General features: G+C 60.7%; 17 protein-coding genes. 6 read left to right on the forward strand and 11 right to left on the reverse strand.

Annotated elements, in window-relative coordinates; translation table 11 throughout:
- The first annotated feature begins 96 nt into the window (after positions 1-96).
- Positions 97-690: a DUF4142 domain-containing protein gene (locus FY528_RS06540; RefSeq protein WP_187632031.1), complete on the forward strand. Its 594-nt coding sequence runs from the start codon at positions 97-99 to the stop codon at positions 688-690.
- A 49-nt stretch (positions 691-739) separates the two neighbouring features.
- Complete coding sequence (locus tag FY528_RS06545) at positions 740-1405, forward strand: DUF4142 domain-containing protein (protein WP_149070198.1); 666 nt, start codon at positions 740-742, stop codon at positions 1403-1405.
- Between the two features lie 77 nt (positions 1406-1482).
- Here the strand turns inward: FY528_RS06545 and uvrA are convergent, their stop codons facing one another.
- Positions 1483-4560: an excinuclease ABC subunit UvrA gene (uvrA, locus tag FY528_RS06550; protein WP_149070199.1), complete on the reverse strand. Its 3078-nt coding sequence runs from the start codon at positions 4558-4560 to the stop codon at positions 1483-1485.
- Positions 4561-4837: 277 nt separating this feature from the next.
- A complete protein-coding gene (locus FY528_RS06555; RefSeq protein WP_149070200.1) occupies positions 4838-7903 on the reverse strand; it encodes a M16 family metallopeptidase in 3066 nt (1021 codons plus the stop codon).
- 305 nt (positions 7904-8208) lie between these two features.
- Here FY528_RS06555 and FY528_RS06560 point away from each other — a divergent pair, with 305 nt between their 5' ends.
- Positions 8209-8622: an STAS/SEC14 domain-containing protein gene (locus tag FY528_RS06560; protein ID WP_149070201.1), complete on the forward strand. Its 414-nt coding sequence runs from the start codon at positions 8209-8211 to the stop codon at positions 8620-8622.
- Positions 8623-8701: 79 nt separating this feature from the next.
- On the opposite strand, the gene FY528_RS06565 is transcribed toward FY528_RS06560, so the two are convergent.
- The 6 genes from FY528_RS06565 to FY528_RS06590 form a co-directional block, all read right to left on the reverse strand.
- A complete protein-coding gene (locus FY528_RS06565; protein WP_149070202.1) occupies positions 8702-10324 on the reverse strand; it encodes an MFS transporter in 1623 nt (540 codons plus the stop codon).
- Positions 10325-10378: 54 nt separating this feature from the next.
- The gene (locus FY528_RS06570) at positions 10379-12217 is read right to left on the reverse strand and encodes an alpha-amylase family glycosyl hydrolase (protein WP_149070203.1); all 1839 of its coding nucleotides are present in this window, start codon (positions 12215-12217) and stop codon (positions 10379-10381) included.
- Between the two features lie 134 nt (positions 12218-12351).
- Positions 12352-13059 carry an SDR family oxidoreductase gene (locus tag FY528_RS06575; RefSeq protein WP_149070204.1) on the reverse strand — a complete coding sequence of 236 codons (708 nt, stop codon included), beginning with the start codon at positions 13057-13059 and terminating at the stop codon, positions 12352-12354.
- 132 nt (positions 13060-13191) lie between these two features.
- Positions 13192-15495 carry a glycoside hydrolase family 65 protein gene (locus tag FY528_RS06580; RefSeq protein ID WP_149070205.1) on the reverse strand — a complete coding sequence of 768 codons (2304 nt, stop codon included), beginning with the start codon at positions 15493-15495 and terminating at the stop codon, positions 13192-13194.
- A gap of 40 nt (positions 15496-15535) precedes the next feature.
- Positions 15536-16204 (reverse strand): beta-phosphoglucomutase, encoded by a 669-nt coding sequence (gene pgmB, locus FY528_RS06585; RefSeq protein WP_149070206.1) that lies wholly within the window; start codon positions 16202-16204, stop codon positions 15536-15538.
- 463 nt (positions 16205-16667) lie between these two features.
- Positions 16668-18104, reverse strand: a complete 1437-nt coding sequence (locus FY528_RS06590) for a hydrolase (RefSeq protein WP_149070207.1) — start codon at positions 18102-18104, stop codon at positions 16668-16670.
- 265 nt (positions 18105-18369) lie between these two features.
- Here FY528_RS06590 and glgP point away from each other — a divergent pair, with 265 nt between their 5' ends.
- Positions 18370-20019 carry an alpha-glucan family phosphorylase gene (gene glgP / locus FY528_RS06595; protein WP_149070208.1) on the forward strand — a complete coding sequence of 550 codons (1650 nt, stop codon included), beginning with the start codon at positions 18370-18372 and terminating at the stop codon, positions 20017-20019.
- A 61-nt stretch (positions 20020-20080) separates the two neighbouring features.
- Here the strand turns inward: glgP and FY528_RS06600 are convergent, their stop codons facing one another.
- The 3 genes from FY528_RS06600 to FY528_RS06610 form a co-directional block, all read right to left on the reverse strand.
- Positions 20081-21223, reverse strand: a complete 1143-nt coding sequence (locus tag FY528_RS06600; protein ID WP_149070209.1) for a PepSY-associated TM helix domain-containing protein — start codon at positions 21221-21223, stop codon at positions 20081-20083.
- A 105-nt stretch (positions 21224-21328) separates the two neighbouring features.
- On the reverse strand, positions 21329-23830 hold the full coding sequence (locus FY528_RS06605; RefSeq protein WP_149070210.1) for a TonB-dependent receptor: 2502 nt from the start codon (positions 23828-23830) through the stop codon (positions 21329-21331).
- Between the two features lie 135 nt (positions 23831-23965).
- Positions 23966-24544, reverse strand: coding sequence for an arylesterase (locus FY528_RS06610; RefSeq protein ID WP_149070211.1), 579 nt, complete (start codon positions 24542-24544; stop codon positions 23966-23968).
- A gap of 187 nt (positions 24545-24731) precedes the next feature.
- On the opposite strand from FY528_RS06610, the gene FY528_RS06615 reads away from it, so the two are divergent.
- Both FY528_RS06615 and FY528_RS06620 read left to right on the forward strand, forming a co-directional pair.
- Positions 24732-25049, forward strand: coding sequence for a thioredoxin family protein (locus FY528_RS06615; RefSeq protein ID WP_149070212.1), 318 nt, complete (start codon positions 24732-24734; stop codon positions 25047-25049).
- 11 nt (positions 25050-25060) lie between these two features.
- Positions 25061-25303: a DUF6952 family protein gene (locus tag FY528_RS06620; protein WP_149070213.1), complete on the forward strand. Its 243-nt coding sequence runs from the start codon at positions 25061-25063 to the stop codon at positions 25301-25303.
- The last annotated feature ends 108 nt before the right edge of the window (positions 25304-25411 follow it).

The raw sequence follows: 25411 nt of genomic DNA on the forward strand, positions 1-25411 counted from the left end.
AATCACCCTGCCCGAATTTTCTTACCTCCCGCCAAAGCTCCAAAATAACAACCAGCCAGCCAGCGCGTATAGGAGCTCATGTTGTATCATCTACCTATGCTAACGCGCCGCTCTGCGCACGCGCTTGTAGCCCTGGCCAGCCTGGCTTTGGTGGGAGCGTGTTCCTCCAACAGCAGCCAGCAGGACCCCGTGGCGGCGGCCCGCTTCGAGAATGAACGCCGCATTGGCGAGGCCGACGTGACGCGCAAGCAGGAGCAGGACGCCGAATTTCTGGTAACAGCGGCGGTGCGTGGCCAGCTTATCACGGAGGCCAGCCGTCTGGCCCAGCAAAAAGCCACCGTGCCGGCCGTGCGCGACTTCGCGGCCAAGCTCCTGAAAGAGCACGTAGCCGTCACGCAAAGCCTGCAGACGGTAGCCCAGCAAAAAAGCATTACGGTGCCCCAGGCCCTCGGCAGTGAGCAGCAGGAAGAGTACCAGCAGCTGACGGCCGCGTCCGGCTCGGCCTTCGATAAGCAGTATGCCGAGTTGCTGACCGAGTTGCACGAAAAGCAGGAAGATGCCTTCGATGACATGCGCGAAGATGCCTATGATGGGGACATCCGCGGCTTTGCCGCTAAGTACTACCCCCTGCTGAACGACCATCTTACCCAGGCCAAGCAACTGGTAGATCAGACCGAAAAGCTACCCTAGCGCCTTACTCTTTCTCTTTTATTCTACCTCCAACCACAACACAACCAACATGAAAAAGACCCTGTTTGCTACGCTGCCCCTGGTAGCCTTGCTAGCCCTGAACACCAGCTGCGGCGACGCCAACAACCGCACCGATGGAACAGCCGGTGAAGCCGTGAGTGATATGGACAAAGCCGCAGAAGACGGCGGCGTCCAGGCCGATGCCACCGTTATCGACAACAATGCCGGCCCCACCGTGACGGCCGATACCGACTCAGCTGGCGCTGCCGCTGCGGGCCCTACGGCCCCCCACTCCACCGACCCCGAGTTTATGCAGTCGGCGGCGCACAGCGACCAGAACGAAATTCAGCTCAGCAAGCTGGCCCTTGAAAAAGGCGTGACGGGCATGGTGAAAGACCACGCCAACATGATGATTAAGGACCACACCAAGTCGACGGCGGACCTGAAGCCCATTGCCCAGAAGAAAAACGTGACGCTACCCACCGACATGGACGCCGAGCACAAGACCATAGCCGCCGATATGCGTAAGCTCTCGGGCAAGGACTTCGAGAAAAAGTACATGGAGCAGATGCTGGCCGACCACCAGAAGACCTTCAACACGCTGCAGGCTCATGCCCAGATGACCAAGGACGCGGACCTGCAGGGCTTTATCCAGAAGGTAACGCCGGTAGTACAGAGCCACCTGAACATGTTCAAGCAGCACGCGGCCATGTAAGCTGACCGCCTGCTGGATAATAAGAAAACCCGCCGGAGAGAAGCTCTCCGGCGGGTTTTCTGTGTTTGTAGCCGTGGTTATGCTTCAGCGTACTTACTTATTTTCAACTCCTCGGCCAGGAAGCGGCTGGTGTGACCTTTCCCCGACTTGGCAACCTGTTCCGGCGTGCCCTGGGCTACAATGGTGCCGCCGCCGGCGCCGCCTTCCGGCCCGATGTCAATCAGGTGGTCGGCAACCTTGATGAGGTCGAGGTTGTGCTCGATGATGAGGACGGTGTTGCCCTTGTCGGCGAGCTTGTGCAGGACCACGGAGAGGTGGTTAATGTCTTCGAAGTGCAGGCCGGTGGTGGGCTCGTCGAGGATGTAGAATGTCTTGCCGGTATCCTTCTTGCTGAGCTCCGTCGCCAGCTTCACGCGCTGGGCTTCGCCGCCCGACAGCGTAGTAGCCTGCTGACCCAGGGTAAGGTAGCCCAGGCCGACTTCGTTTAGGGTCTGAATCTTGCGCAGGATACGAGGCTGAAACTCGAAGAACTCCACGGCCTTTTCCACCGTCATGTCCAGCACGTCAGTGATGCTCTTGCCCTTGAAGCGCACTTCCAGCGTTTCGCGGTTGTAGCGGCGGCCTTTGCAAGTTTCGCAGGGCACGTGCACATCGGGCAGGAAGTTCATTTCGATGGTGCGCATGCCGGCGCCCTCGCAGGTTTCACAGCGTCCGCCCTTCACGTTGAAGGAGAAGCGGCCCGGCCCATACCCGCGGATTTTGGCCTCGGGCAGCGAAGAAAACAGCTGGCGGATTTCGGTGAACACGCCGGTATACGTAGCCGGGTTGGAGCGCGGGGTGCGCCCAATCGGCGACTGGTCTACCTCAATCACCTTATCAATGAACTCCAGCCCCTCAATCTTCTCATACGCCAGCGGCTCACGCTTAGCGTTGAAGAAGTGCTGGTTGAGGATGGGGTACAGCGTATCGTGAATCAGGCTCGACTTGCCCGAGCCCGACACGCCCGTCACGGCAATGAGCTTGCCCAAGGGGAACTTGGCCGTCACGTTCTTGAGGTTGTGGCCTTTGGCCCCGCGCAACACCAGCTCGTTGCCTTCGCCCGTGCGCTTCTTCTTGCGCAGCTCAATGTGCTTTTGCCCGCTGAGGTATTGGGAAGTGAGGGAGCCGCTGCTGAAGATTTCCGTGGGCGTACCGGCCGCCACAATCTGCCCGCCGTGAATGCCCGCGCCGGGGCCAATGTCCAGCACGTGGTCGGCGTGCATGATCATATCCTTGTCGTGCTCCACCACAATCACCGAGTTGCCCAGGTCGCGCAGGTGCTGCAGAGCCTTGATCAGCCGCTCGTTGTCGCGCTGGTGCAGGCCAATGCTGGGCTCGTCCATAATGTAGAGCACACCGACCAACTGGGTACCAATCTGCGTAGCCAGCCGGATGCGCTGACTTTCGCCGCCAGAGAGCGTGCGCACCGAGCGGTGTAGGTTCAGGTAGTCGAGGCCCACTTCCAGCAGGAAGCCGATGCGCTTGCGGATTTCCTTCAGCAGCTCGCGCGCAATCAGGTTCTGGCGCTCGGAGAGGCGGGCTTCCAGGCCCTCAAACCAAGCCGCCAGGTCGCTGAGGTCCATCACCGACAGCTCCCCGATGTGGTGGTTGGCAATCTTGAAGTGCAACGACTCTTTTTTGAGGCGGTAGCCCTGGCATTCAGGGCACTCCTGGGCTTGGGTGTACTGCTGAATCCACTCCCGAATATTCTCCGAGTCGGACTCCATCTGGCGGCGCAGAAACGGGATGATGCCCTCGAAGGGCTCGGCGTAGTTGGCCTTTTTGGGGTCGGCGTCTTCTTCTTCGGGCACCCCGTGTAGCAGGCGCTCCACCAGCTCGGCAGGCAGCTTTTCGATGGGCGTGCTCAGGCTGGCTTTGTGCTTTTTCACGATGAGGCCCAGCTGCTGGAAAATCCAGATGTCGCGGTACTCGCCCAGGGGCGCAATGCCGCCGCGGCTGATGCTCAGCCTCTTGTCGGGCATCACCGAGTCCTCGGTTATTTCCTGCACCTCGCCCAGGCCGTTGCAGGTAGGGCAGGCGCCGTAGGGTGAGTTAAAGCTGAACGTGTTGGGCGCCGGGTCATCGTAGGCAATGCCGGTGGCCGGGTCCATCAGGAACCGGGAAAAGAACTGGGTGTTGTCTTTCTTCTTGTCGGCATCGAGCACCAGCATGGTGCCTTTGCCCTGGGTAAGTGCATTCTGCACCGAGCCGGAAAGGCGGAACCGGTCTTCCTCTTTCACCACGAGCCGGTCGATGACGATTTCGATGTCGTGAATCTTGTAGCGGTCCACCTGCATCTTGGGCGTGATGTCGAGCAGCTCGCCATCCACACGCACTTTGGTGAAGCCCAGCTTGGCTACCTGCTGGAACAGCTCCCGGTAGTGACCTTTGCGGCCCTTCACTACCGGCGCCAGCACCACCAGCTTGCGGCCGTCGTACTCTTTCAGGATGTAGTTGATGATCTGGTCGTCGCTCTGCCGGATCATCTTTTGGCCCGTGGCGTAGCTGAAGGCCTCGGCCGTGCGGGCGTAGAGCAGGCGCAGGAAGTCGTAAATCTCGGTGATGGTGCCCACCGTGGAGCGGGGGTTGCGCGAGGTCGTTTTCTGCTCGATGCTAATCACCGGCGACAGGCCCTCAATCTTATCGACGTCGGGGCGCTCCAAGCCGCCCATAAAGGAGCGGGCATAGGCCGAAAACGTCTCCATGTAACGGCGCTGGCCCTCGGCGTAAATCGTATCGAAAGCCAACGAGGACTTACCTGAGCCTGAAATGCCGGTAAACACCACCAGCCGCCCTCGCGGAATCTGAACGGAAACATTCTTCAGGTTATGCTCCCGGGCCCCATACACCTCAATGTAAGGGGCTTCCAGGTCGGCGGGTCCCGTTAGCTGCCCACGGGTGGCCACGTAGTTTTCCACTACCGTTTCGTTTACCTGCTCGGCCAGGGGCACCGCCTGCACAGCGGCCGTGGCCTGCTCAGTGGCGTTATCGGCCACGGCAGCGGCCGTTTTTTTAGGCTTGGCCGTTTTTGCCGCACGTTCTGCCTTGGGAGCAGACTTGGGCTTGGCAGCAACCGAAGAAGAAACAGAAGAAGTAGCCGTTGATTTTTTAGCCATGCAAAAGCGAAGCGAATAAGTCTGCAAAGGTACGTAAATCAGCCCCCGGCGGCTAGCCAATCACGAAAGACCTTGGTGGGAAGCACGAGGAAACCCAACAGCGCGAAAGGCCCCCGGAACATAGGTGCTGAACACGTAACTTTAGAGGGGAGAGAATTGCTAAACAACGCAAGACACGGTTTGGCGGCGCGGCGCTTGGCAGTCTGCTATAACCATCATGCAAACAGCCCGTTTCCTTCGCGGAACCGGGCTGTCAAATAAGTGGAAGGCCGATTAACTATTCGCTCTTCTCCTTGATTTTTTCGCTGTTTTCGTCAGCTTTCTGCTTGCGCTTTTTCTTGCTGCCGTCTTCGTCCTTGGTTTTGCTTTTTGCCTTCTTGATGGTGGTCGAAGGGTCGGCAGCCGGGGCGGCGGCAGGAGCAGCAGCGGGAGCGGCAGCCGGGCCGGCAGCCGGGGCGGCCGAAGCCACAGGGTTACCTTCCAGGTCCAGCTCCACTACTTCGTAGCCCAGCTCGCTGAGGCCGGGGAAAGCCTTGGCCCGGTCGCCAACTACCACGATGTACATGTTGTCGGTAGGCAGGTACTTCTGCGCCAGGGCCTGCACGTCTTCCTTCTTCAGGTTGCGCAGGATGTCGCTCTGCTGCTGCACGTAGCCTTTGTCGAGGTTATACTCCACGATGCGGCCCAGGAAAGCGGCTTTCTGGCGGCCGGTTTCGTAGCGCAGGGCGTCACTCTGCCCGATGGAGGCCTGCACAAACTGCAGTTCCTCGTCGGAGATTCCGTTGCGGTAGTTCTGCAGCTCTTTCATGAACTCCTTCACCGAGGCGGCCGTGGCATCGGCACGCACGCCGGCCTGGGCCGTGAATGGCCCGGCGTACTTGCTGCCCCGGAAGCCCGAGCGGGCCCCGTAGGTGTAGCCTTTGTCTTCGCGCAGGTTCAGGTTGATGCGCGAGTTGAAGGCGCCACCGAGCAGGTAGTTGGCCAAACCGGCGCGGTAGTACTCCCCGGTAGCATCGTAGGGCATGCCCAGGTAGCCAATGCGGATTTCCGACTGCGCAGCGCCGTCCTTGTTCACGAAATAAATGCGCGTCTTTTCGGTGGGCATAGCTGCCGCCGCGGGGGCGGGCAGAGCCACGTCCTTCTTGGCCCAGGTTTGCAGGAACTTGAGCTTGGGCAGTACCTGCGCCTCGGCCACGTCGCCTACCACTACCAGGTTCGAGATGTTGGGGGCGTAGTTTTGCTGGTAGAACTGCTTTACATCATCCAGCGTGAGGCCTTGCACGGTAGCCACGGAGCCGCTGGTGGGCACGCGCATGATGTCGCCGCTGGGGTAAATCAGGCGAGCAAAGGTGTTGTTGGCAATGGCCACAGGCTGCACGTTCTGGTTGGCAATGCCTTCCAGGGTCTGCTTTTTCACGCGGGCAAAATCCTGGGCATCAAAGCGGGGGTGCAGCAGGCTTTCCTCCAGCAAGGCCAGCGTGGCGTCAAGGTTTTTGGTGAGTGACTCCACGTAGATGGTCGTGTTGTCGTCGCCGGCCACTACGTCGATGGAGCTGCCCAGCTTTTCCAGGGCCGCGCTAAACTGCTCGGGCGTGTATTTCTGCGAGCCTTCGCCCAGCATAGCCGCCGTGAGACCCGCCAGACCGGCTTTGCCGGGGTTCTGCTGGGCCAGGCGGTGGCCGCCGGGAATGGTCAGCTGCATGGTCGCCTTCGGAATCTCGGCGTTGCGGGAGCCGATTACCTTCAGCCCGTTGGGCATCGTCTGCTGCCAGAACGCCGGCACCTGCACCACGGGGTTGGTGCCCGCTTTGGGCTGCTGCTTACGGTCGAAGTTGTCGGTAGGCTTCACGTAGGTGAGGCCCGCGTACTCGTCCTTGGGCATGGTAAAGCCCTCCTTGGAAATGGTGTAGTTGTCGGTGCGGGCCACGAGGTTTTTGCCCCCTTTGGGCACCACGCTCAGAATCACCGCCTTCTTGCCTTTGAGGTACTGGTTGTACACGCGCAGCACGTCGGCCTTGGTGAGGGCACGCAGCTCTTTCAGGTCCTGGGTGATGCGGTTGGGCGAGCCGGAAAACGTCTGGGCGGCGGCCAGCTCCGATACTTTGCCGCTTACGCTGGCCAGGCCGTCGATGATCTGGGCTTCGCGGGTGGCTTTAAAGCGCTGGAGGTCTTCGTCGGTTACGCCGCGCTTCTCAAACTCCGTCAACGACCGGCGCACCACCATCTCCAGGCTGTCAAGGCCTTTGCCGGGGAAGCCCACGGCCGTGAAGGAAAACTCGCCGGCCAGCTCGGCCGTGGGGTGCGAGGCGTTGGCCTGAATGGCTTTCTGGTTTTTTACCAGGTTCTGGTAGAGCAGGGAGTTGTTGCCGCCACCCAGGATTTCGGCCAGCGCGTCGAGGGCCGTTTCATCGGGGTGGTAGCGGGGCACGGTGGGCAGCACCATGCGCAGCATGGGGAAGCGCACGTTGTCCTCGTAGCTCACGTAGCGGTCTTGGGTGAGCTTGGGCGCGGGCAGCTTCATGTTCTGCACGGCCGGGCCGCGCTTGATGGAGCCAAAGTACTTCTCGGCCAGCTTCACCACCTCAGCGGGCTTCACGTCGCCGCCCACCGTCAGGGTAGCATTGTTGGGGCCGTACCAGCGCAGGAAGAAGTTTTTGAGGTCGTTTACGTCGGAGCGGTCCAGGTCTTCGAGGTAGCCGATGGTCATCCAGCTGTAGGGGTGCCCGTAGGGATACAGGTTCTTCGACACCATCTCGCCGGCCAGGCCGTAGGGGCGGTTGTCGTAGTTCTGGCCCCGCTCGTTTTTCACGGTGGAGCGCTGATTTTCAAACTTGGTCTGCGTTACGGCATCCAGCAGAAAGCCCATGCGGTCGGCTTCCAGCCACAGGGCCGTTTCCAGCTGGTTGTTGGGCAGGGTTTCGAAGTAGTTGGTCCGGTCGCGGTTGGTGGAGCCGTTGAGCGTGCCCCCGGCGGCCGATACCAGCTTGAAGTGCTGCTCGTCGCCCACGTTGTCGGAGCCCTGGAACATCATGTGCTCGAAGAAGTGGGCAAAACCCGACTTGCCGATGGTTTCGCGGGCCGAGCCCACGTGGTAGGTCACATCTACGTGCACAATGGGGTCGGAGTGGTCTTCGTGCACGACCAGCGTGAGGCCGTTGGGCAGCACGTACTTCTCGTAGGGAATAACCACTTCCCCGGGCTTGGCGGTTACTTTTTCCACCAGGCGCGTGCCACCGGTGGCTTTGGTGGTCGTGGTTTTGGGAGCGGTTTTTTGCTGAGCCAGAGCGGCCGGCATGGCCAGCGCCACGCTTAGCCCGAGCAAGCCTAACTGTTTTAGCTTCATACGAAGGGGAAGAGGTAAGAGAATGGATGGGGTGAATGTAAGCACAACAGACACACCACGCGTGCCGAGGTTGGCTGAGCGCCACGCATTGCCCTAATTTTTTCCGGGGCTGGCTGCCATTTTTGCATTGAATTTGGTTTTACGGTCGGGCTTTCTGGCAGCCCCTGGCCCGAAGGCCTCGGCGGTGGGATGCTGGTGCCCCGGAAAAACAGAATTGGCGCTACTTTTTCCCGGCGGCGCCCCTCTTTTTCTATTCGGGCACACTCCTTGATGACGCGGCCCCAACTCTTACGTCCTCTCCTTGCATGAGCAACCTCTCCCCCGCGTACATGGACCTGGCTTACCGCCCCGATCTGCGCGTACTGTTTTTGCGCTGGACGCGGCAAACCACTTCGCAGGAGCTGCGGGCGGCTTATGACCAAACCCTGGAGCTAGCCCGGCAGGAGCAGGCCGGCCGCTGGCTTATCGACCTGCGCCGCCGCAGCCTGGCCGACCCCGCGGATTTCGCCTGGATTGTGCACGACGTACGGGCGCGGCTGGCGCAGGGCGTTGCCGGGGCCGAGCACCGCATTGCTTACCTCGTCACGCCTAACAACGCGCCTACTATCCTGGGCCGCCTCGCGGAGTTGGAGCCCGATATTCCTGCCGCCGTGCGTACGGCGGTAGCCTTCCGCATTTTTACGGAAGAGCATACGGCATTGGAATGGTTGCAGGCGTAAGCCCTGCTTGTTCCTATTAACACACAACGCCCCGCCGAAACAGATATCGACGGGGCGTTGTGCTTGCGCAGGAGCGTACTCAGGTACGCGGCACCACTACTGTGGGCGTATCGTAGCCGGGAGCATCAGCAGGCAGCAGCGCAGCCTTGGCCCCGTTCTCGTCGTCGCGCACCCACAACGTGAGCACGCCGGCCAGAATCATGGAGGCGCCACCCAGAGCTAGGGTGTTGAGGGTATTGCCGTGGAAGAAGTGCATGGTGCAATAGCCCAGGATGGTAGCAGCCACAATCTGCGGAATTACAATGAAGAAGTTGAACACGCCCATGTAATACCCCATTTTGTTGGCGGGCAGGGAGCCGGCCAGAATAGCGTAGGGCATAGACAGGATACTGGCCCAGGCTACGCCCACCATGGCCATAGAAACCATGATCAGGTCGGGGTTCTGAATAAACTTCAACGATAACAGCCCTACCCCACCCGTGAGCAGGCACAGCATGTGGGTGCGGCGCCGGCTGGTGCGGCTGGCAATGAGCGGAATGATAAACGCGAAGATGGCGGCCACCCCGTTGCGTACCGACGAGGCCAAACTCAGCCAGTCGGCGCCATCGTTGTACTGCTGCTTTACCCGCTGCAGATCCGCCGCATCGGCGCCGGTTGGCTTGGCGCTGTCGAGGTAGTAGTTGGCCAGGTTCAGGGTGAGGGTCTTGTCGGCGCTGCCGGCCTGAAACTGGTTGATTTCGTCAATGTCTTTCTGCAGGGAAGCCAGCGTCTTGCTTTTTTTCGCATCCGTTTCCTGCTGGGCGGCCGTAGCAATGTAGCTGGTAATGCGTTGGTAGAGGGGCGTGGTCACGCGCATGTTGTAGATGTTGCTCGTGACGGCGTTGGTGGCGTAAATCCACATGGAGAACAGGGCAAACCAGGTGAAGAACTGCACCAGGGCCAGCTGGCGCATGGCCACGGGCATGCGGAATATTCCCAGGAAGGACTCCTTCATCCCATCCCAGATGCCGGCCTGGGCGTTTTCCTTGCGGAACTCCTCCATGTCTTCCGGCGGAAACTCCTTGGTGGTAAACACCGTGTACATCACCGCGGCCAGGAAGGCCAGCGCCCCCACGTAGAACGACCATTTGACCGAGGGCGGAATCTCGCCGTTGGCGGCCGTATTGCTCAGGTGAAACCAGTTGGTGAACACCCAGGGCAGCAGGGCCGCAATAACCGACCCCACCCCGATAAAGAAGCTCTGCATGGCAAACCCTTTGGTGCGCTGCTCGCTCGACAGCTTGTCGCCCACGAAAGCGCGGAAGGGCTCCATGGAAATGTTGATGCTGGCATCCAGAATCCAGAGCATGCCGCCGGCCATCCACAGGGCCGAGGAGTTGGGCATCACGAACAGCGCCAGCGTAGCCAGGATAGCCCCGATGAAGAAGTAGGGCCGCCGCCGGCCCCAGAATGGGTGCCAGGTGCGGTCGGAGAAATAGCCAATGATGGGCTGCACCAGCAGGCCGGTGAGCGGGGCCGCAATCCACAGAATCGGAATGTCATCTTTGTTCGCGCCCAGGGTTTCAAAAATCCGGCTGACGTTGGAGTTCTGCAGCTCAAAGCCAAACTGGATGCCCAGGAAGCCAAAGCTCATGTTCCAGATCTGCCAGAAGCTTAGCCGGGGTTTTTCACGGGTACTAACGGGCGCTACGGTCGTTGCCATTCGCTTATGCGTGGAAGAATAAGGGGGAAAGATCAGAGAATAAAAAAGACCGGCCTATTTGCGCGGCTGAATCTCGAACACGTGGGCGCTGAGCGGGGCCAGCGTGAGGGCCAGCGACGTAACGGCGGGGGTATTGTTGAGCACGTCGGTGTAGGTGTACACGCGGTTGGGGTCGAGGCCCATGGCCTTCAGGGCTTCCGCTGGAATGCGCAGGGTAGGATGCAGGGTTTTGTCGCGGCTGAAGTTGACCACAATCAGCAGCTTCTGCTTATCGGTGTAGCGCAGGTAGCTGTACACCTGCTTCTGGTCGTACTCGCGGCCCAGGTTGTTGGCGTCCTGCAGCTCGTAGAACTTGCCGCGCCGGATGGCGTCGCTGGAGCCGGTCAGGTTAAGCAGGCGGGCATAGAAGCTGCGCAGCTCCTTCTGGCCCTCGTCGAGCTTGCCCCCGTCGAACTTGCCGCCATTCACCCAGCGCTGGTGAAAGGGCACGCCCCAGTAGTCGAAGATGGTGGTGCGGCCGTCCTCGCCCGAGAAGCCCTCCGCGCCGTGGGCGGGCTCCCCTACTTCCTGGCCAAAGTACACCATCACGGGGCCCGAGGCCAGGGTGGCGGTTACCGTCATGGCCGGAATAGCGGTGCGGGGGTCGCCGGCAAAGTCTTTGGAGGCAATGCGCTGCTCGTCGTGGTTTTCTAGGAAGCGCAGCATGTGAGAAGAGAAGCCGCGGCTTTCCTCGCGCCACACGCGGGTAATGTCTTCGGTATTGCCCTCGCCCCGCATGAGGCGGCGCAGCCCGTCGTAGAGGCCTACTTTGTCGTAGAGGTAATCGAAGTGGCCTTTTTCGAGGTAGGTCTTGTACTCCTTGGGATTGTAGGCTTCGGCCATGAACAGGATGTCCGGCTTCACCTTCTTCACCTCCGGAATCACCCAGGCCCAGAACTCCACGGGCGTCATTTCCACCATGTCGCACCGGAAGGCATCCACGTCTTTCTTGGCCCAGTACACCAGAATGTCGCGCATCTTCACCCAGGTGTCGGGCACCTGCTCGAAGTGTAGCTGGCGGTGGTTCTGGTAGTCGACCCCGTAGTTGAGCTTGATGGTTTCAAACCAGTCGTCGATGCTGGGCGTGGCCGAGAAAACGTCGTTGCCGGTCACCTTGGCGGGCATTTCCGCAAACTTGCCATCTTCCTTCGGGCCCTGAGCCGCCCCCAGCGGGTTGTTGGCTTTCGGCACGACCAGGCTCTGGCCGGGCAGGTAGTAGAAGTTGTTGTTGGGCGCAAAGGCCTTCGTCTTGTCGTCCCGCTCGCCCAGGTCCACCACGCCCAGGGGCTTGGCATCCGACTTATAGGTGCGAGCTACGTGGTTGGGGATGAAGTCGATAATGACTTTAAGGCCGTTGGCGTGGGTACGCTTCACCAGGCCCTCAAACTCCAGCATGCGGTTTTTCACGTTCACCGCCAAGTCCGGCGACACATCGTAGTAGTCCTTGATGGCGTAGGGCGAGCCGGCGCGGCCTTTCACCACATCGGCATCGTCCAGCGGAATGCCGTCCTTGGTGTAGTCCGTCATGGTGGCATGCTCCAGCACCCCGGTGTACCACACGTGGGTGGCGCCCAGCTGCTTAATAGCCTGCAGAGCCGTGCTGTTGATGTCGTTGAACTTGCCTACCCCGTTCTCGGCAATGGTGCCGTGGGGCTTGTTGGTGGTGGACTTGTTCCCGAACAGGCGCGTCATCATCTGGTAGATGATGATCTTGTTGTCCTGCGGGACTTCGTTGGTGGTATTGGGGTCAGAGAAAGAAACGGTAGACACAGCACGGGCCGAATCGGCCGGAGAAACAGATTGAAAAGAGGCTAATGCCAGGAAAACGCCGGCAGCCGGCAGGAACTTCTTCATAGGGTGGCCTAAGATAGGCAGTTGCCGGTTAGAGGCGGTATTTTTAGTGGTCGATTCAGCGAACCTACACAGAGGGGCATGGCTGCCAAACCGAAGGCGCTAATGCCGGGTTCCCATGCAGTCTTCCTCCCATCCTACCACTCCTGGCTAAGCGGGTGAAGCATGAGCTCATCTATCACCACATGGGCTGGGGCTTCCAGCACGTAGCGCACGGCCTGAGCCACATCGGCCGGGCGCAGGTGGGTGGCTTCGGCCTCAGCACTACCGGGCCGGGAGTTGTTGAAGTAGGTATCAACCAAGCCGGGGTAAATGGTGCTGACTTTGACGCCAAACGGCCGCACTTCCTTGCGCAACGAGCCCAGCAGGGCATCCTGGGCGTACTTGCTGGCTCCGTAGGCGGTTCCATGCTCGAAGGTGCGGCGGGCCACGTCGGAGGTAATACCCACGATGTGGCCGCGCTTCTGCGCCTTGAAGTGGGGCACGGCCGCTTTGCACAGCAGGAAGGTGCCTTTCACGTTCACGTCAAACATCTGGTCCCAGTCGGTGGCCGCAATATTTTCCAGCAGGTTAAACGACCCCACACCAGCGTTGCACACCACGATATCCAGCCGGCCAAAATGCTGTAAGGCAATGTCTACGGCCTGCTGGGCATCGGCCTCATCGGTGACGGTAGCTGCCAAAGGCAAAATCTGCCCCGACTGCGCTACATCGTCCAGCTCCTCGGCCCCGCGGGCGAGGGCGACTACGCGCACTCCCTGCATAGCCAGCAGCAACGTGATGGCGCGCCCGATGCCCCGGCTGGCGCCGGTGACAATGGCTACCTGGTTGGTCAGATCCGTCATATTTTTAGCTTTTGGCTGATAGCGGCTGGCTATTAGCTGTTCAAATAGAGCCTGATGTGCCCCTGTCAAACGGCTGGCCTCCTGAACAAAGCCAACAGCTAATAGCCAGCCGCTAACCGCTGAACTAAACCCTTAACCTACCAGTTCCGTCACCGGGGTCTGGCCCACGGCTACGGCCTCGTCGTTGACGAACACCGTCAGCGGCTTGTCGGCTTCAATCTGCACCCCGTTGCGGCCCACGTGCACCTTCACTACGGCGCCCCGGAAACGAATGCGGAAGCTGAAGCCCGACCACTTAGCCGGCAGCATGGGCCGGAAGTGGAGCTGCCCGTCGCGCACGCGCATGCCCCCGAAGCCCTGCACAACGGCCATCCAGGTGCCGGCCATAGAGGTCGTGTGGCAGCCGTCCTCGGTGTCGTTGTTGTAGTCGTCGAGGTCGAGGCGGGCGGTGCGCAGGTACATTTCGTAGGCCTTTTCCTCCATGCCCAGGCGGGCCGCCAGCACGGCGTGCACGCAGGGCGAGAGAGACGACTCGTGCACGGTGCGCGGCTCGTAGAACTCGAAGTTGCGGCGGATAGTGTCGAGGTCGAACTGATCTTCGAGCAGGAACATGCCCTGGAGCACGTCGGCCTGCTTGATAAAGCAGGAGCGCAGAATCCGGTCCCAACTCCACTTCTGGTTGAGGGGGCGCTCCGAGGCGGGCAGGTCCTTCACCAGAATCTGCTCCTTGTCGAGGTAGCCTTCCTGCTGCAGCTTGATGCCGCGCTTGGGGTCCTCGGGCAGGAACATGTTGTCGATAATAGCCCGCCAGGTGCCGAACTCCCGCCCTTCCTCCAGGCCCAGCTCCATGTCGAGCACGGCGTAGCGGGCCGGGTTTTCAGCCTTGATTTTCGCCAGCACCTCCAGGGTGTAGTTCAGCGTCCAGAGGGCAATGGTGCTGGTGTACCAGTTGTTATTGATGTTGTTTTCGTACTCGTTGGGGCCGGTTACGCCCAGCATCACGTACTGGCCTTTCTCCTCGGAGAAGTTCACGCGCTGGGCCCAGAACCGCGAAATGGCCACCAGCACGTCCACGCCGTAGTCGGCCAGGTAGCTTTCGTCGCCGGTGTAGCGCACGTAGTCGTAGATGGCGTGGGCAATGGCGCCGTTGCGGTGCACCTCTTCAAAGGTAATTTCCCATTCGTTGTGGCACTCCTCCCCGTTCATGGTCACCATGGGGTAGAGCGCGGCTCCATCGGTGAAGCCCAGCTTCTGCGCGTTTTCAATGGCTTTGCCCAGCTGCTTGTAGCGGTACAGCAGCAGGTTACGGCCCACCTGCGGGTCGGCGGTGGCTAGGTAGAAGGGCAGGCAGTACGCCTCGGTGTCCCAGTAGGTGCTGCCGCCGTATTTTTCCCCCGTAAAGCCCTTGGGGCCGATGTTCAGGCGCGGGTCTTCGCCAGTGTAGGTCTGGTTGAGCTGGAAGATGTTGAAGCGGATGGCCTGCTGAGCGGCCACGTCGCCTTCGATGATGATGTCACTCTCGGCCCACTTGGCGGCCCAGGCGGCGGCCTGCTCTTCTACCATCTTGTCGAAGCCCTTGGCGCGGGCTTGCTGCACGGCGCGCTGGCAAACGTCCTGCAGCAGGCTCCGGTCGTGGTTTTCGGAGGAAATGTTGGCGGCAAACTTGGTCAGCACGGTTTCTTCCCCGTCGAGGATGCTGACGGTGAAGATGTGGGCCGTGTACTTCTCGCTCTCGATGGGAATAGTGCGGGGCGTGACGGGCGTACCGGCCTGGGTGAGGGCGAAGGTCATGCCAGTGCACACGTCGAAGCCCGTTTTGCGGGTGCGGGCCGTCACGTAGGCGGCCTCGTCTTCCATTTCGCGGCTTACTTCTTCCCAGAACTTCTCGTCGTAGTTGGCGTCCTGGTTTTTAACGTCGAAATCGATGTAGGGCGTGAGTGTGGCTTTGCCCGAGAAGCCCAGGGGCGTAATGGCGTAGCGAATGGCGCCCACCTCGTCGTCGACGATGCTGCAGAAGCGCTTAGCTTCAATTTTCAGCTTGCGGCCTTCTTCCAGCACCACGGTGCAGGTGCGCAGCAGGTAGCCTTCGCGCATGTTCAGCTCGCGGCGGAAGTCCTCCACGGGCAGCTTGGCCAGGTCGATTTCCGTTCCGTCGATTTCCACCCCAATGCCTATCCAGTTGGCGGCGTTCAGCACCTTGGCAAAGTAGTCGGGGTAGCCGTTTTTCCACCAGCCCACGCGGGTTTTATCGGGGTAGTACACGCCGGCCACGTAGTTGCCCTGCAGGGAAGGGCCCGAGTACTGCTCCTCAAAGTTGGCGCGCTGCCCCATCCGCCCGTTGCCCAACGAGAAAATGCTTTCGGACACTTTGTTGAGGTGCGGGTCGAAGCCTTCTTCAATAATCCGCCACTCGTCTATTTTGATGTAATCTTTCATTGGATAAGGGAAAGTAAGGGGAGAGTTTTCGGGGGAGGGGTTAGTGGCAGACTTCTAATTCCTGGAGGCGGGCCACCGTCATGTCTTCAAAGCCGGGAATCACAAAATCGGCTTCTGCTAAGATAGTTACATCCCCGACACCAACACAGTGCATGCCGCCGTTGCGGGCCGCTTCGAGGCCGGCTACGGCGTCTTCGAACACCACACAGTGAGTCGGCTCCACGCCCAGGGCCTCCGCCCCTTTCAGAAACACCTCGGGGTCGGGCTTGGCATTGGCCACGTCGGTGCCATCCACAATGGCGTCGAAGAGGGGCAGCAGGTTTACCCGGTCGAGGATGAGGCGGGCGTTTTTGGAGGCGGAACCCAGAGCGGTTTTCAGGCCGGCGGCGCGGCACTCTTCCAGGAAGCGGCGCACCCCGGGCAGCACGTCGGCCTCGGTCATGCGGTGCACGTCTTCCAGGTATGCTTCATTTTTGCGCGTGGCCAGGGCCAGCTTCTGGTCTTCCGGTAACGTTTGCTGGCCGATTTCGAGAATAATTTCCAAGGACCGCATGCGGCTCACGCCCTTTAGCCGCTCGTTGTCGTGCTCCGTGAAATCGAAGCCCAGGCCGTGGGCCAGCGTTTTCCAGGCCTGGTAGTGAAACTTGGCGGTATCTACGATGACGCCATCGAGGTCGAAGATACAGGCGCGTAGGGTAGGCTGAGGCATTCGTTAGCAGTTACTAAATATTCGTTGCTCGTTGGGGGCAGTCCGGGTTCGGGCCAGCGCTGCCGGGCCAACCAGCCGGTCCCGACCAAACGCCCCGGAGAACAGAGAAGAGCCGGTCATCCGGGGATTTTGGCAGTGGGATGAGTGGCAAGATATCGGCTCAATTGCCAGTATCCAAAAACGACGGCGCAATTCCTGGGGTCGCAAAAACGGCGAAATTTCGCTTCAGAGGGCTAAAACCGCCATACTGAAACGCCCGCGCCACTTGCGGGGCGCGGGCGTTGGCCGGGGTTAAATCCTATTCGCTAAGCAAGCCTCTTTCGCTGGGAAAGTGAGGGGTTACTTTTGCCCGGGGAGCGAATCGAGCAACGGGTTCCTGCTTGCTTTCTGCGCCTACTCCAACATAAGAAAGCTCCCCAGGCAGTGCACGGCCCGGGGAGCTTTAAAACGCTACGCTTTCCTCCTACAGCTTAGCCAGCCACAGAGAGGCGTTCAGGTGCAGGCGGGCGTGGCTTACGTTCTCGTTCCAGCCGTCGTACACGGTGTTGCCGGGCGAGCCGGTGCCGTCGTCGGCGGGGGAAGAGTCGCCGATGATGACCACGCGGCCGGTCCCGAAGGTGCTGGAAGCGGCCATGGCGCTGCTGGTGCCCTGGCCCGCGCCCAGGCGCCACACCAGGCCCTGCACGGTGGCGTTGGCCGTGGGGTTCAGCGTCATGGTAGCGCCGTTGTGGAACGAGAGCTGCGACACCGTGCCCAGGGCCCCGTTCATGATGGGGTTGGTGCTGCTCACCAGGGCGTTGTTGCTGTCTTCTATGATGTTATCGAAATTCACCGAGAAGCCGAAGGGATTAGCCTGCACCGAGTTGTTCTGCATCAGGTCGTTCCAGATTTCGGGCGAGTCCCAGCCGTCGTTGTTGCGGTCGGAGATGATGTGGTCGGTAATCATGAACAGACCACCGCCGTTCTGCACGTAGCGCAGGATGGCCGTTTTCTCGGCCGCCGTGAACACCACGTTGGGCTCATCCACCACAAACACGCTGTACTTGCTCAAATCCTGGGTGTTGCTGGCGTCGCCGTAGGTGATGCGGCCCCCGGCCGGCAGCTGCTCCACGGTGTGCCCACGCTTCACCAGGGCCACGCCCCAGGCCGAGATGGCGCCCGTCCAGTACGTTTCCGGGGTGGTGCTGGTGATACCGCTCTGGGCCGGGGTAGGAATGGCCGACGCCACCCCGCTGTTCACGTCCAGCACCCAGTCGGCGTTGCCGGCCAGCTCCCCGTGCGAGCCATCGAAGAGGAATTTCTTGGCCGTGCCGGTGGGGGGCGGGGTAGTAGTGCCGCCGTACTGCTCAATGGTCACGTTATCGAGGCTGATGCGGTTGGTGCCCCCCGAAATTTTCCGGATCTGCAGGCGCACGTTGCCGGTGAGGTTGGCCGTGAAGGAGGCCGTATTCAGGCTGGTGCTGCTGGTGGTGATGGTGCTGCCCACTTTAGCGTAGGAGGAGCCGCTGTTGGTGCTGGCCCACAACTCCCACTGCGAGCTGCCATCGGTGCCGTACACGGCGTGCTGCACCGTGATGACGCCCGCGCCGGTAGTCGTGTTGAAGTTCATGCTCAGGGAGCCCACGTTGCGCACCCGCACCGACTGCGTGCCGGTTTTGCGGTCGGCGGTGGTGTTGCCGAGCAGGGCGTCGTTCAGCGTCCAGGAGCCCGAGCCGAGCGTGACGGAGCCGGTGGTGTAGGCGGTCTTCACCCCGCTCTCAAACGCTTCGGGAAAGCCGGCGGCGCTGACGTTTTGGGCAGCCGCAGCGGCTACGGGCGCCTGGGGCGTGGGGTCCTGGATGGACGTGCAGGCGAGGGCCACGCCGAGCAGGCTGGCGGTAAGCAAACGGGCAATGTGCATGAAGGAAAGATGGGGTGGTGAAAAAAAAGAAGTAAGAGAGGTGACAAAGCTAGCGGGGTAGAACCAGCGTTTGCCGCATGGTAATATTAAGGTATTGTTATAAAAAACCGGGAAGCCAGCATCGGTCCGGCCGGGCAGAACGTACAGAAACCCGGCGTATAGCGTGGAAATGCCGCTAGCACTGTAACTTCTCCCCGGAATTTTGCACCTTCCCGGCTGCATAGCGTTCCGCGCTTTTCCTGCCTTTTCCCCTTCCAACTCTCTGATGGCTTTCACGTTCTCCTTCTACCAGCCTGCGGCCGAGTACAGCACCGCCGCGGCCTATTTCTCCATGGAATTTGCGCTTGACCAGGCGCTGAAAACCTACTCCGGCGGCCTGGGCTTCCTGGCCGGCTCCCACATGCGCTCGGCCTACGAGCTGCGCCAGAACCTGGTCGGCATTGGCATCCTGTGGTCGGATGGCTACTACGACCAGACGCGCAACGAAGACCAGACCATGCGCGTGGACTACCGCCACAAGGCCTACTCCTTCCTGCAGGATACGGGCCTGGTGTTCCCCATCACCATTCACGGCGCCGAGGTAAAAGTAAAGGCCCTGTACCTCGCCCCGGAGGTGTTCGGCACGGCGCCCATGTTCTTTCTCACCACCGACATTCCCGAAAACGACTACATCTCCCGCACCATCACCCACCGCCTCTACGACGCCGACCAGGCCGCCCGGGTGGCGCAAAGCATGGTGCTGGGCACCGGGGGCGGCACCCTCCTCGACCTGCTCGGCCACCAGGTTGATGTGTACCACCTCAACGAGGGCCACGGCCTGCCCCTGGCGTTTTACCTCTACGAAAAGCACGGCCGCCAGCTGGCCGAGGTGCAGAAGCGGCTGGTGTTCACCACCCACACGCCCGAGCTGGCCGGCAACGAGGAGCAGCCCATGAAGCTGCTGGAGGATATGACGTTCTTCGGGAAGTTTTCGGGCAGTGAGGTGCGGCAGCTGGTGGGGGTAGAACACGACCGGCTCAACTACACGCTCACGGCCCTGCGGATGGCGCGCATAGCCAACGGGGTTTCCCGGGTGCACGGAGATGTGGCGAATCAGATGTGGGGCGCCAACCCCGGCATCTGCCCCATCACCTACATTACCAACTCCCAGAACGGCACCTACTGGCGCGACGCCAAATTGCACGAAGCCTTAGGGGCTAACGATGATGCCGCCCTGCGCCAGCGCAAGCGGGAGCTGAAAAAGGAGCTGTTCGACATCGTGGCCGACCAGACCGGCAACATCTTCGACCCCGAGGTGCTGACCATTGTGTGGGCCCGCCGCTTTGCCGGCTACAAGCGCGCCGACCTCATCCTGCGCCACTTCGAGCGGTTTGTGCAGCTCATCAGCAATACCGAGCGGCCCGTGCAGGTTATCTGGGCCGGCAAGCCCTACCCCAAGGACTACGGCGCCATTGGCATGTTCAACGACATCATCCAGAAAACCCGGAGCTTTAAGAACTGCGCGGTGCTCACGGGCTACGAGCTGGCCTTGTCGGCGGCCCTGAAAAAGGGTTCCGACATCTGGCTGAACACCCCGCGCTTCCCCCGCGAGGCCTCGGGCACCAGCGGCATGACGGCGGCCATGAACGGCTGCGTGAGTTTGAGCATTGCCGATGGCTGGATTCCGGAGTTTGTGCGCGAGGGCGAAAACAGCTTCCTCATTCCCCTGGCCAACATTAACGAGCCCGAGCACGTGAAGGACGACCTCGAAGCCACCGGCATCCTGGACGTGCTGGAGCAGGAAATTCTGCCCGTGTACTACGGCCAGCCCGAGCGGTTCCTCGAAATCCAGAAAAACGCCATGCGCGACGTTGAGCCCACCTTTGAGTCGGGCCGGATGGCGCAGGAGTACTACCAGAAGCTCTACAACGCGTAGCGGTTACCGGTCTGAAAGCCAACGGCCCCAACCACATTGGATGGTTGGGGCCGCTTGGTTTTTAGCTGGCTGCTACCAGCTGCCGGGCTTTTTTCCTGGTTTTGCTGCGGCGCCCCCACCAGACGATGGTGCCCGTCACGGGCAGGCTGGCCGAAATCAGGCTGGCCAAGAAGGCTACCAGCTTGCCCCCGAAGCCCAGAATCTGCCCTACGTGCAGGTCGTAGTTCATATCGGAAAACCTGGTGCCGGCGCTTTTGGTCGCGTGGAAACGTGACTCCAGCAGCTGGCCCGACACCGGGTGGAAGGCGTACTCGTCGCGGTGGTAGTAGTGCAGGGCCTTTTTATACGTCCAGCAAAACGCGGGCGCCTGGCCCGCACCCGTGGGCCCAATGAGCACCATTTCGTTGGCGGGCGAAAGCCGCCGCACGGTGCGGTACACGATATCGGACAAAGGCTGATTGGCCGCCGTTGCGGTCTGCCGCGAGTCGAGCCTGGCTTCCATGAGCTCCGGCGGCGCCGGCTTGCCCCCGTCTACTACCCACACAATCGACCGGAGCAGCCCGGGAAAAATCATGAACAGCCCGGACAGCGCCAGCACCAGCCCAATGCTGGCTACGTAGAAGCCCAGCACATTGTGCAGGTCGTAGTTGACGCGCCGCCACCGCGCGCCCCACTTGATGGTGAACCGCTGCTTACGCTCCTGCTGGCGCTTGGGCCACCACAGCACCAGGCCGGTGAGCAGCAGCACCACGAAAATGGAGATGGCGCCACCCACCACCCACTTGGCCACCGCCTCGGGCAGCAGCAGGTGCATGTGAATTTCCTGGATGATGGTAAAAAAGTGCGTGCGCAGGTCCTGCTTATGGAGCACCTGCCCCGTGTAAGGGTTCAGGTACACGAGCATCAGGGCCCCATCTTTGGCCATGAAGAACACCGTAGCCGACCGCTCAGGCCCGAAGTAAGTGGTCCAGGTATCGGCGGCTTTGATGCCGGGGTGGCCGGCTAGGGCCGCGGCCTGCAGGCGCGAGGGCAGCACGGGCGCGGTGTTCTGCACGGCCACCTTGCGCCAGGGCTCCGTCAGGTCCCGGATGTCGTCCTGAAACACAAAAATGGCCCCGGTGATGCTCACAATAAACACCACCAGCCCCGATGCCAGCCCGAGCCAGAGGTGGAGCTTGCCAACAGCTTTCTTAAATGGGGTCATGGAGAGAGACTGGAAAAGGCTGTCATTCCGAGCAAAGCGAGGAATCTGGCGTACTGGTTGACGAAGCCCAGATTCCTCGCTTTGCTCGGAATGACAGTTTACGCGTTAGAACTTATAGGCAAGGCTGCCCACCACGCTGCGCAGCCGCTGCGCATTCATGGTGGTATAACCCGTCCAGTACTGCTTGTCGGTGAGGTTATCCACCTTGGCTGAAATGCGGTATTTAGGCTGGTCGTAGAAGATACTGGCGTTGAGCACCGTGTAGCTGGGCAGGGTAAACACGTTGGTGTTCGTGTTCAACACGCGGTTTTCACTGGCATAGTTGCCGCCAAAGCCCGCGCCCAGGCCACGCAGCGCGCCCTCAGCCTGACGGTAGCTTACCCAAACGTTGGCCAGGTAGGGCGAAGAAGCGGTGTTGGGCCGGCGGCCGTTCACGTCTTCGGGCGAGTTCTCAAACTTCGAGTCGTTGTAGGAGAAGCCCCCGACTACATTCAGGCCGCTTATGGGGTTAGCAGTGATATTAACTTCTACGCCCTTGCTGCGCTGGGTAGCATCCTGGGCATTGACGGCTTCGAACGTGGTGGGCGCGTAGCCCAGCAGCCGCAGCCGGTCCTGCACCCGAATGTCGTAGTAGCTCACCGTGGCGCTGAGGCGGCCGGCGGCGGCATCCAGCTTCACCCCGCCTTCCCACTGGTTGGCCCGCTCTGGCCGGGCCAGTGGGCGGCGGCCGTCCTCGGCCAGGTAGATACCCAGGTTGTTGAAGCTGTTCTGGTAGTTGGCAAACACACTCACCCGGTCTTTCACCGGCTGATACACCATCCCGAATTTCGGCGAAAATGTAGTCTGCTTATAGGCCGCCACAGGCGAGTAAAACAGCCCGCCGGTGTTGCTGACGTGGTCTACGCGCAGGGCGGCCAGCACGCTTAGCTGCTCCGTCAGGTTCAGTACATCCGATACGAAGGCACTATAGGTATTCGACTTGGTCGTAACCAGGTAGCGCCCACCGCCGCCGCGGGCGTACACGGCATTCATGTTGGTTCCGTTGAACTGGTCCAGGACGGGCCGAGGCGAGGACAAGGCCACGGTATCGGCGTTACCCCCGATGAAATTGATATCCGAGTCGACGCGCAGGAAATCCAGGCCCAGCACCACCCGGTTGCGCAAGCTGCCTACCTGGAAGTCGCCGTTGAACAACTGCTGCGCTTCCCACAGCTGCCGCCGGCTGTTGTCGGTCGATTGGTCGGCCCGAACCAGGTAGTTGTCGGCTGCGGGCAGTTCGGGGTGGCGGAGGCGGAAGCCTGGGGTAGAAGGCGTTAGGTAGAAGTACGCCGAGTTGCCGTCCGAGTAGCTGCTGCTGCTGGTCAGGTAAGTGGTGGCCGTGAAGCTGGGCGAAATACTGTAGCGTACCTGCCCGAACAGGTTGGTGCTGCGCGACTCCTGAATCAGGCCCGGCCCCTGATACGACTGGCGGTAATCGAACGGCGACTGGTCGGCCCGGTCGAAGCCCAGCGTCGCCGACGGGAAGTAAAAGAAGATAAACTGGTTGCCCGTGCCCCGGCCGTTAAAAACTTCTGCATCCAAGTTGACCGTCAGCCGGTCGGTGGGGCGCCACTGCAGGCTGGGCGCCACGGCCAGGTTCTTGTTGAAGCCCGTGTAGCCCTTGTTCTGGAAGTTGTCTTCGTACGTGTAGGCCGTGTTTAGGCGGAAGCCCAGGGTCTTGGGTTGGTCGGCGGGGGTGCTCTGATCCACCAAGTTCACGTCGGCACTCACGCGGTGGAAGCCGTAGGAACCGGCTGCCACATTGATTTCGCCGCCGAAAGTGTCGGTGGGCTTCTTCGTGACACGGTTCAGCAGGCCGCCGTAGGAAGTCAGCGCCGAGCCGAACAAAGTAGCCGAGGGGCCTTTAATAACTTCCAGCTTCTCCAGGTTGGCCGCATCGATGTTGCCGGTCACGTTGCCGGCCACGCCGTTGCGCAGCTGACTTTGCGTAACGAAGCCCCGCGCGGCATAAAAGGCGCCCCCGTCGCCGCCCCGGCCGGTAGCGTCCCACATCTTCTGCAGGCCTGGGGCGTTGCGGGTAGCTTCATCCACCGAAAATACCAGCTGTTCCGTCAGCAATTCCTTGCCCACGGTGGCGTATACCTGCGGGTTTTCCAGGTTATCAAGCGGCATCTTGTTTACGTCTACCGACTGCTTGCGGGCAAACTTATTGGTGCGGTTGCCGCTCACTACTACCTCGCGCAGCTGCTGGGCGCTTTCGGCCAGCACTATTTCCGGTACCCGGGTGGTTTCGGCAGCTTTCACTTCTACCGGCACCCGCTTCGGCTCGTAGCCCAGCAGCGAAATCACCAGGGTGTAGCTACCGGGCACCACCCCTCGGAGAACATAGGCGCCCTGGGCATCGGTGGCAGTGCCGCGGGCAGTGCCTTCCAGGGCTACGTTTATCTGCTCGGCGGGCTGGGCATCGGCGGTGCGCACGGTGCCCCGAATGATGCCGTTGGTTTGCGCCAGCAGCGAGTTGGGAAGCAGAGCGGTAACAAGCAGAAGAAGCAGGGCAGCAAACGCTTTAAGAGAGCTGACCAGTCCGGTGGTGAAGGTGTGCGTCATAGGAAGTTGGCGGCAGAAAACCGAAGGGGAACTCCCAACGGCTTTTTAGAATTAATCTAAACTGCGCCAAAAGTACCAGCCGGACTGGCACTGCACAAGCCTATTTAGAAATTTTCTTAATAAGCTTGCGATGCCTCAATTCTTCAGTACGCCTTCCAGTATGGCCCACACGTTGTCGGCGAGTAGCTTGTGCCCCGCCGCGTTGGGGTGCACGCCATCGGGCAGGTTGAGGTGGCGCTGGCCCAACACGCCTTGCAACAGGAAGGGCACAAAGGGCAGGCTGTTCTTTTCCGCCAACGCCCGAAACAGGGCTTTAAACTCGGTGGCGTACTGCCCAAAACGGTGCCCGCCCAACGGGCCCAGGTCAAACGGAAACTCCAGGCCCACCAGCACTATGCGCGCCTGCGGGTACTTTTGCCGCACCTGGTTGAGGATATCCTGCAGGTTCTGGACGGTTTCGCGGATGGGAATGCCCCGCAGTCCGTCGTTGGCGCCCAAAGCCAGCACAAACACGGCTACCGGGTGCCGTGCCAGCACCGAGGCCACGCGCTGGCGGCCGCCGGCGCTGGTTTCGCCGCTTACCCCGTAGTTATAGGCTTTATAGGGCAGCCCCAGGGCGTCGATACGGGTTTGCAACAGGGCGGGAAAGGCATCGGCGGCGCGCAGCTGGTAGCCAGCCGTGAGGGAGTCGCCAAAAAAAATCAGGTCTTGCATACAGCTTCTGGCCCCGCTGAAAGGGCGGGCCGCTAGGGCAAACGCAGGGCCTGGGGCGAAGGTTGATGCCCGAAAATTTGCTTTCTGCGGGCAACCATTTCGCGCTCCGTCCGGTTAAGACCCTCGGCAGATAAGAATCATTCTTCTCTGGCTTGTATCTTTGCCCGTCCATTTTTTGTTTCTGACCATGCCTGTTACTAAAGCAACCGACGCGGATTTCCGCCAGCTGCTCGATTCGAATGAAAAAGTAGTTGTGAAATACTACGCCGACTGGTGCGGCAACTGCCGCCTGTTTTCGCCTAAATACAAGCGCCTTTCGGAGGCAGAGCAAAACCAGGACATTGCGTTTCTGGATGTAAACGCCGAAACCAGCCCCGAGGCCCGCAAGCTGGCGGGCGTAAGCACGCTGCCTTTCTTCGCTATTTTCAAGGATGGGGAGCTGCTCGATACGGTATCGGCCAGCAAGGAAGAAGCCGTAGCCAATCTTATCAACCGCCTCAACTAAGCCTGTAGTTAATGAAGATTCCAGCCATCAAGCAACTGGTAGAGACCCAAACACTGCCCGACCTGGTAGCCGCCGAAGAAGCTATTCTGGAAGAGCAGGCTCCCGCTTTCGAGGTGCCCGGCGAGGATGAAGGCGAGCAGCTCACGCACGTGCTGGCCGCCATCTTTATCCTGAACCACATGCAGGACCACCAGATGGAGTTTAAGGAGGCCCTGCGCGAGTATACCAAAAAAGTACGCGTGTCGCTGAACTAACCCGGCTGCTGACCTGGGTCGGCACGAAAATCCCTATAGCAAAAGCCCCGGTTGCCAACATTGGCAGCCGGGGCTTTTGCTTATTCGCTTAATTGAAGCCAGGCAACT

Origin of the sequence: Hymenobacter lutimineralis, from assembly GCF_008271285.1 — a bacterium.
Classification (GTDB): Bacteria; Bacteroidota; Bacteroidia; order Cytophagales; family Hymenobacteraceae; genus Hymenobacter; species Hymenobacter lutimineralis.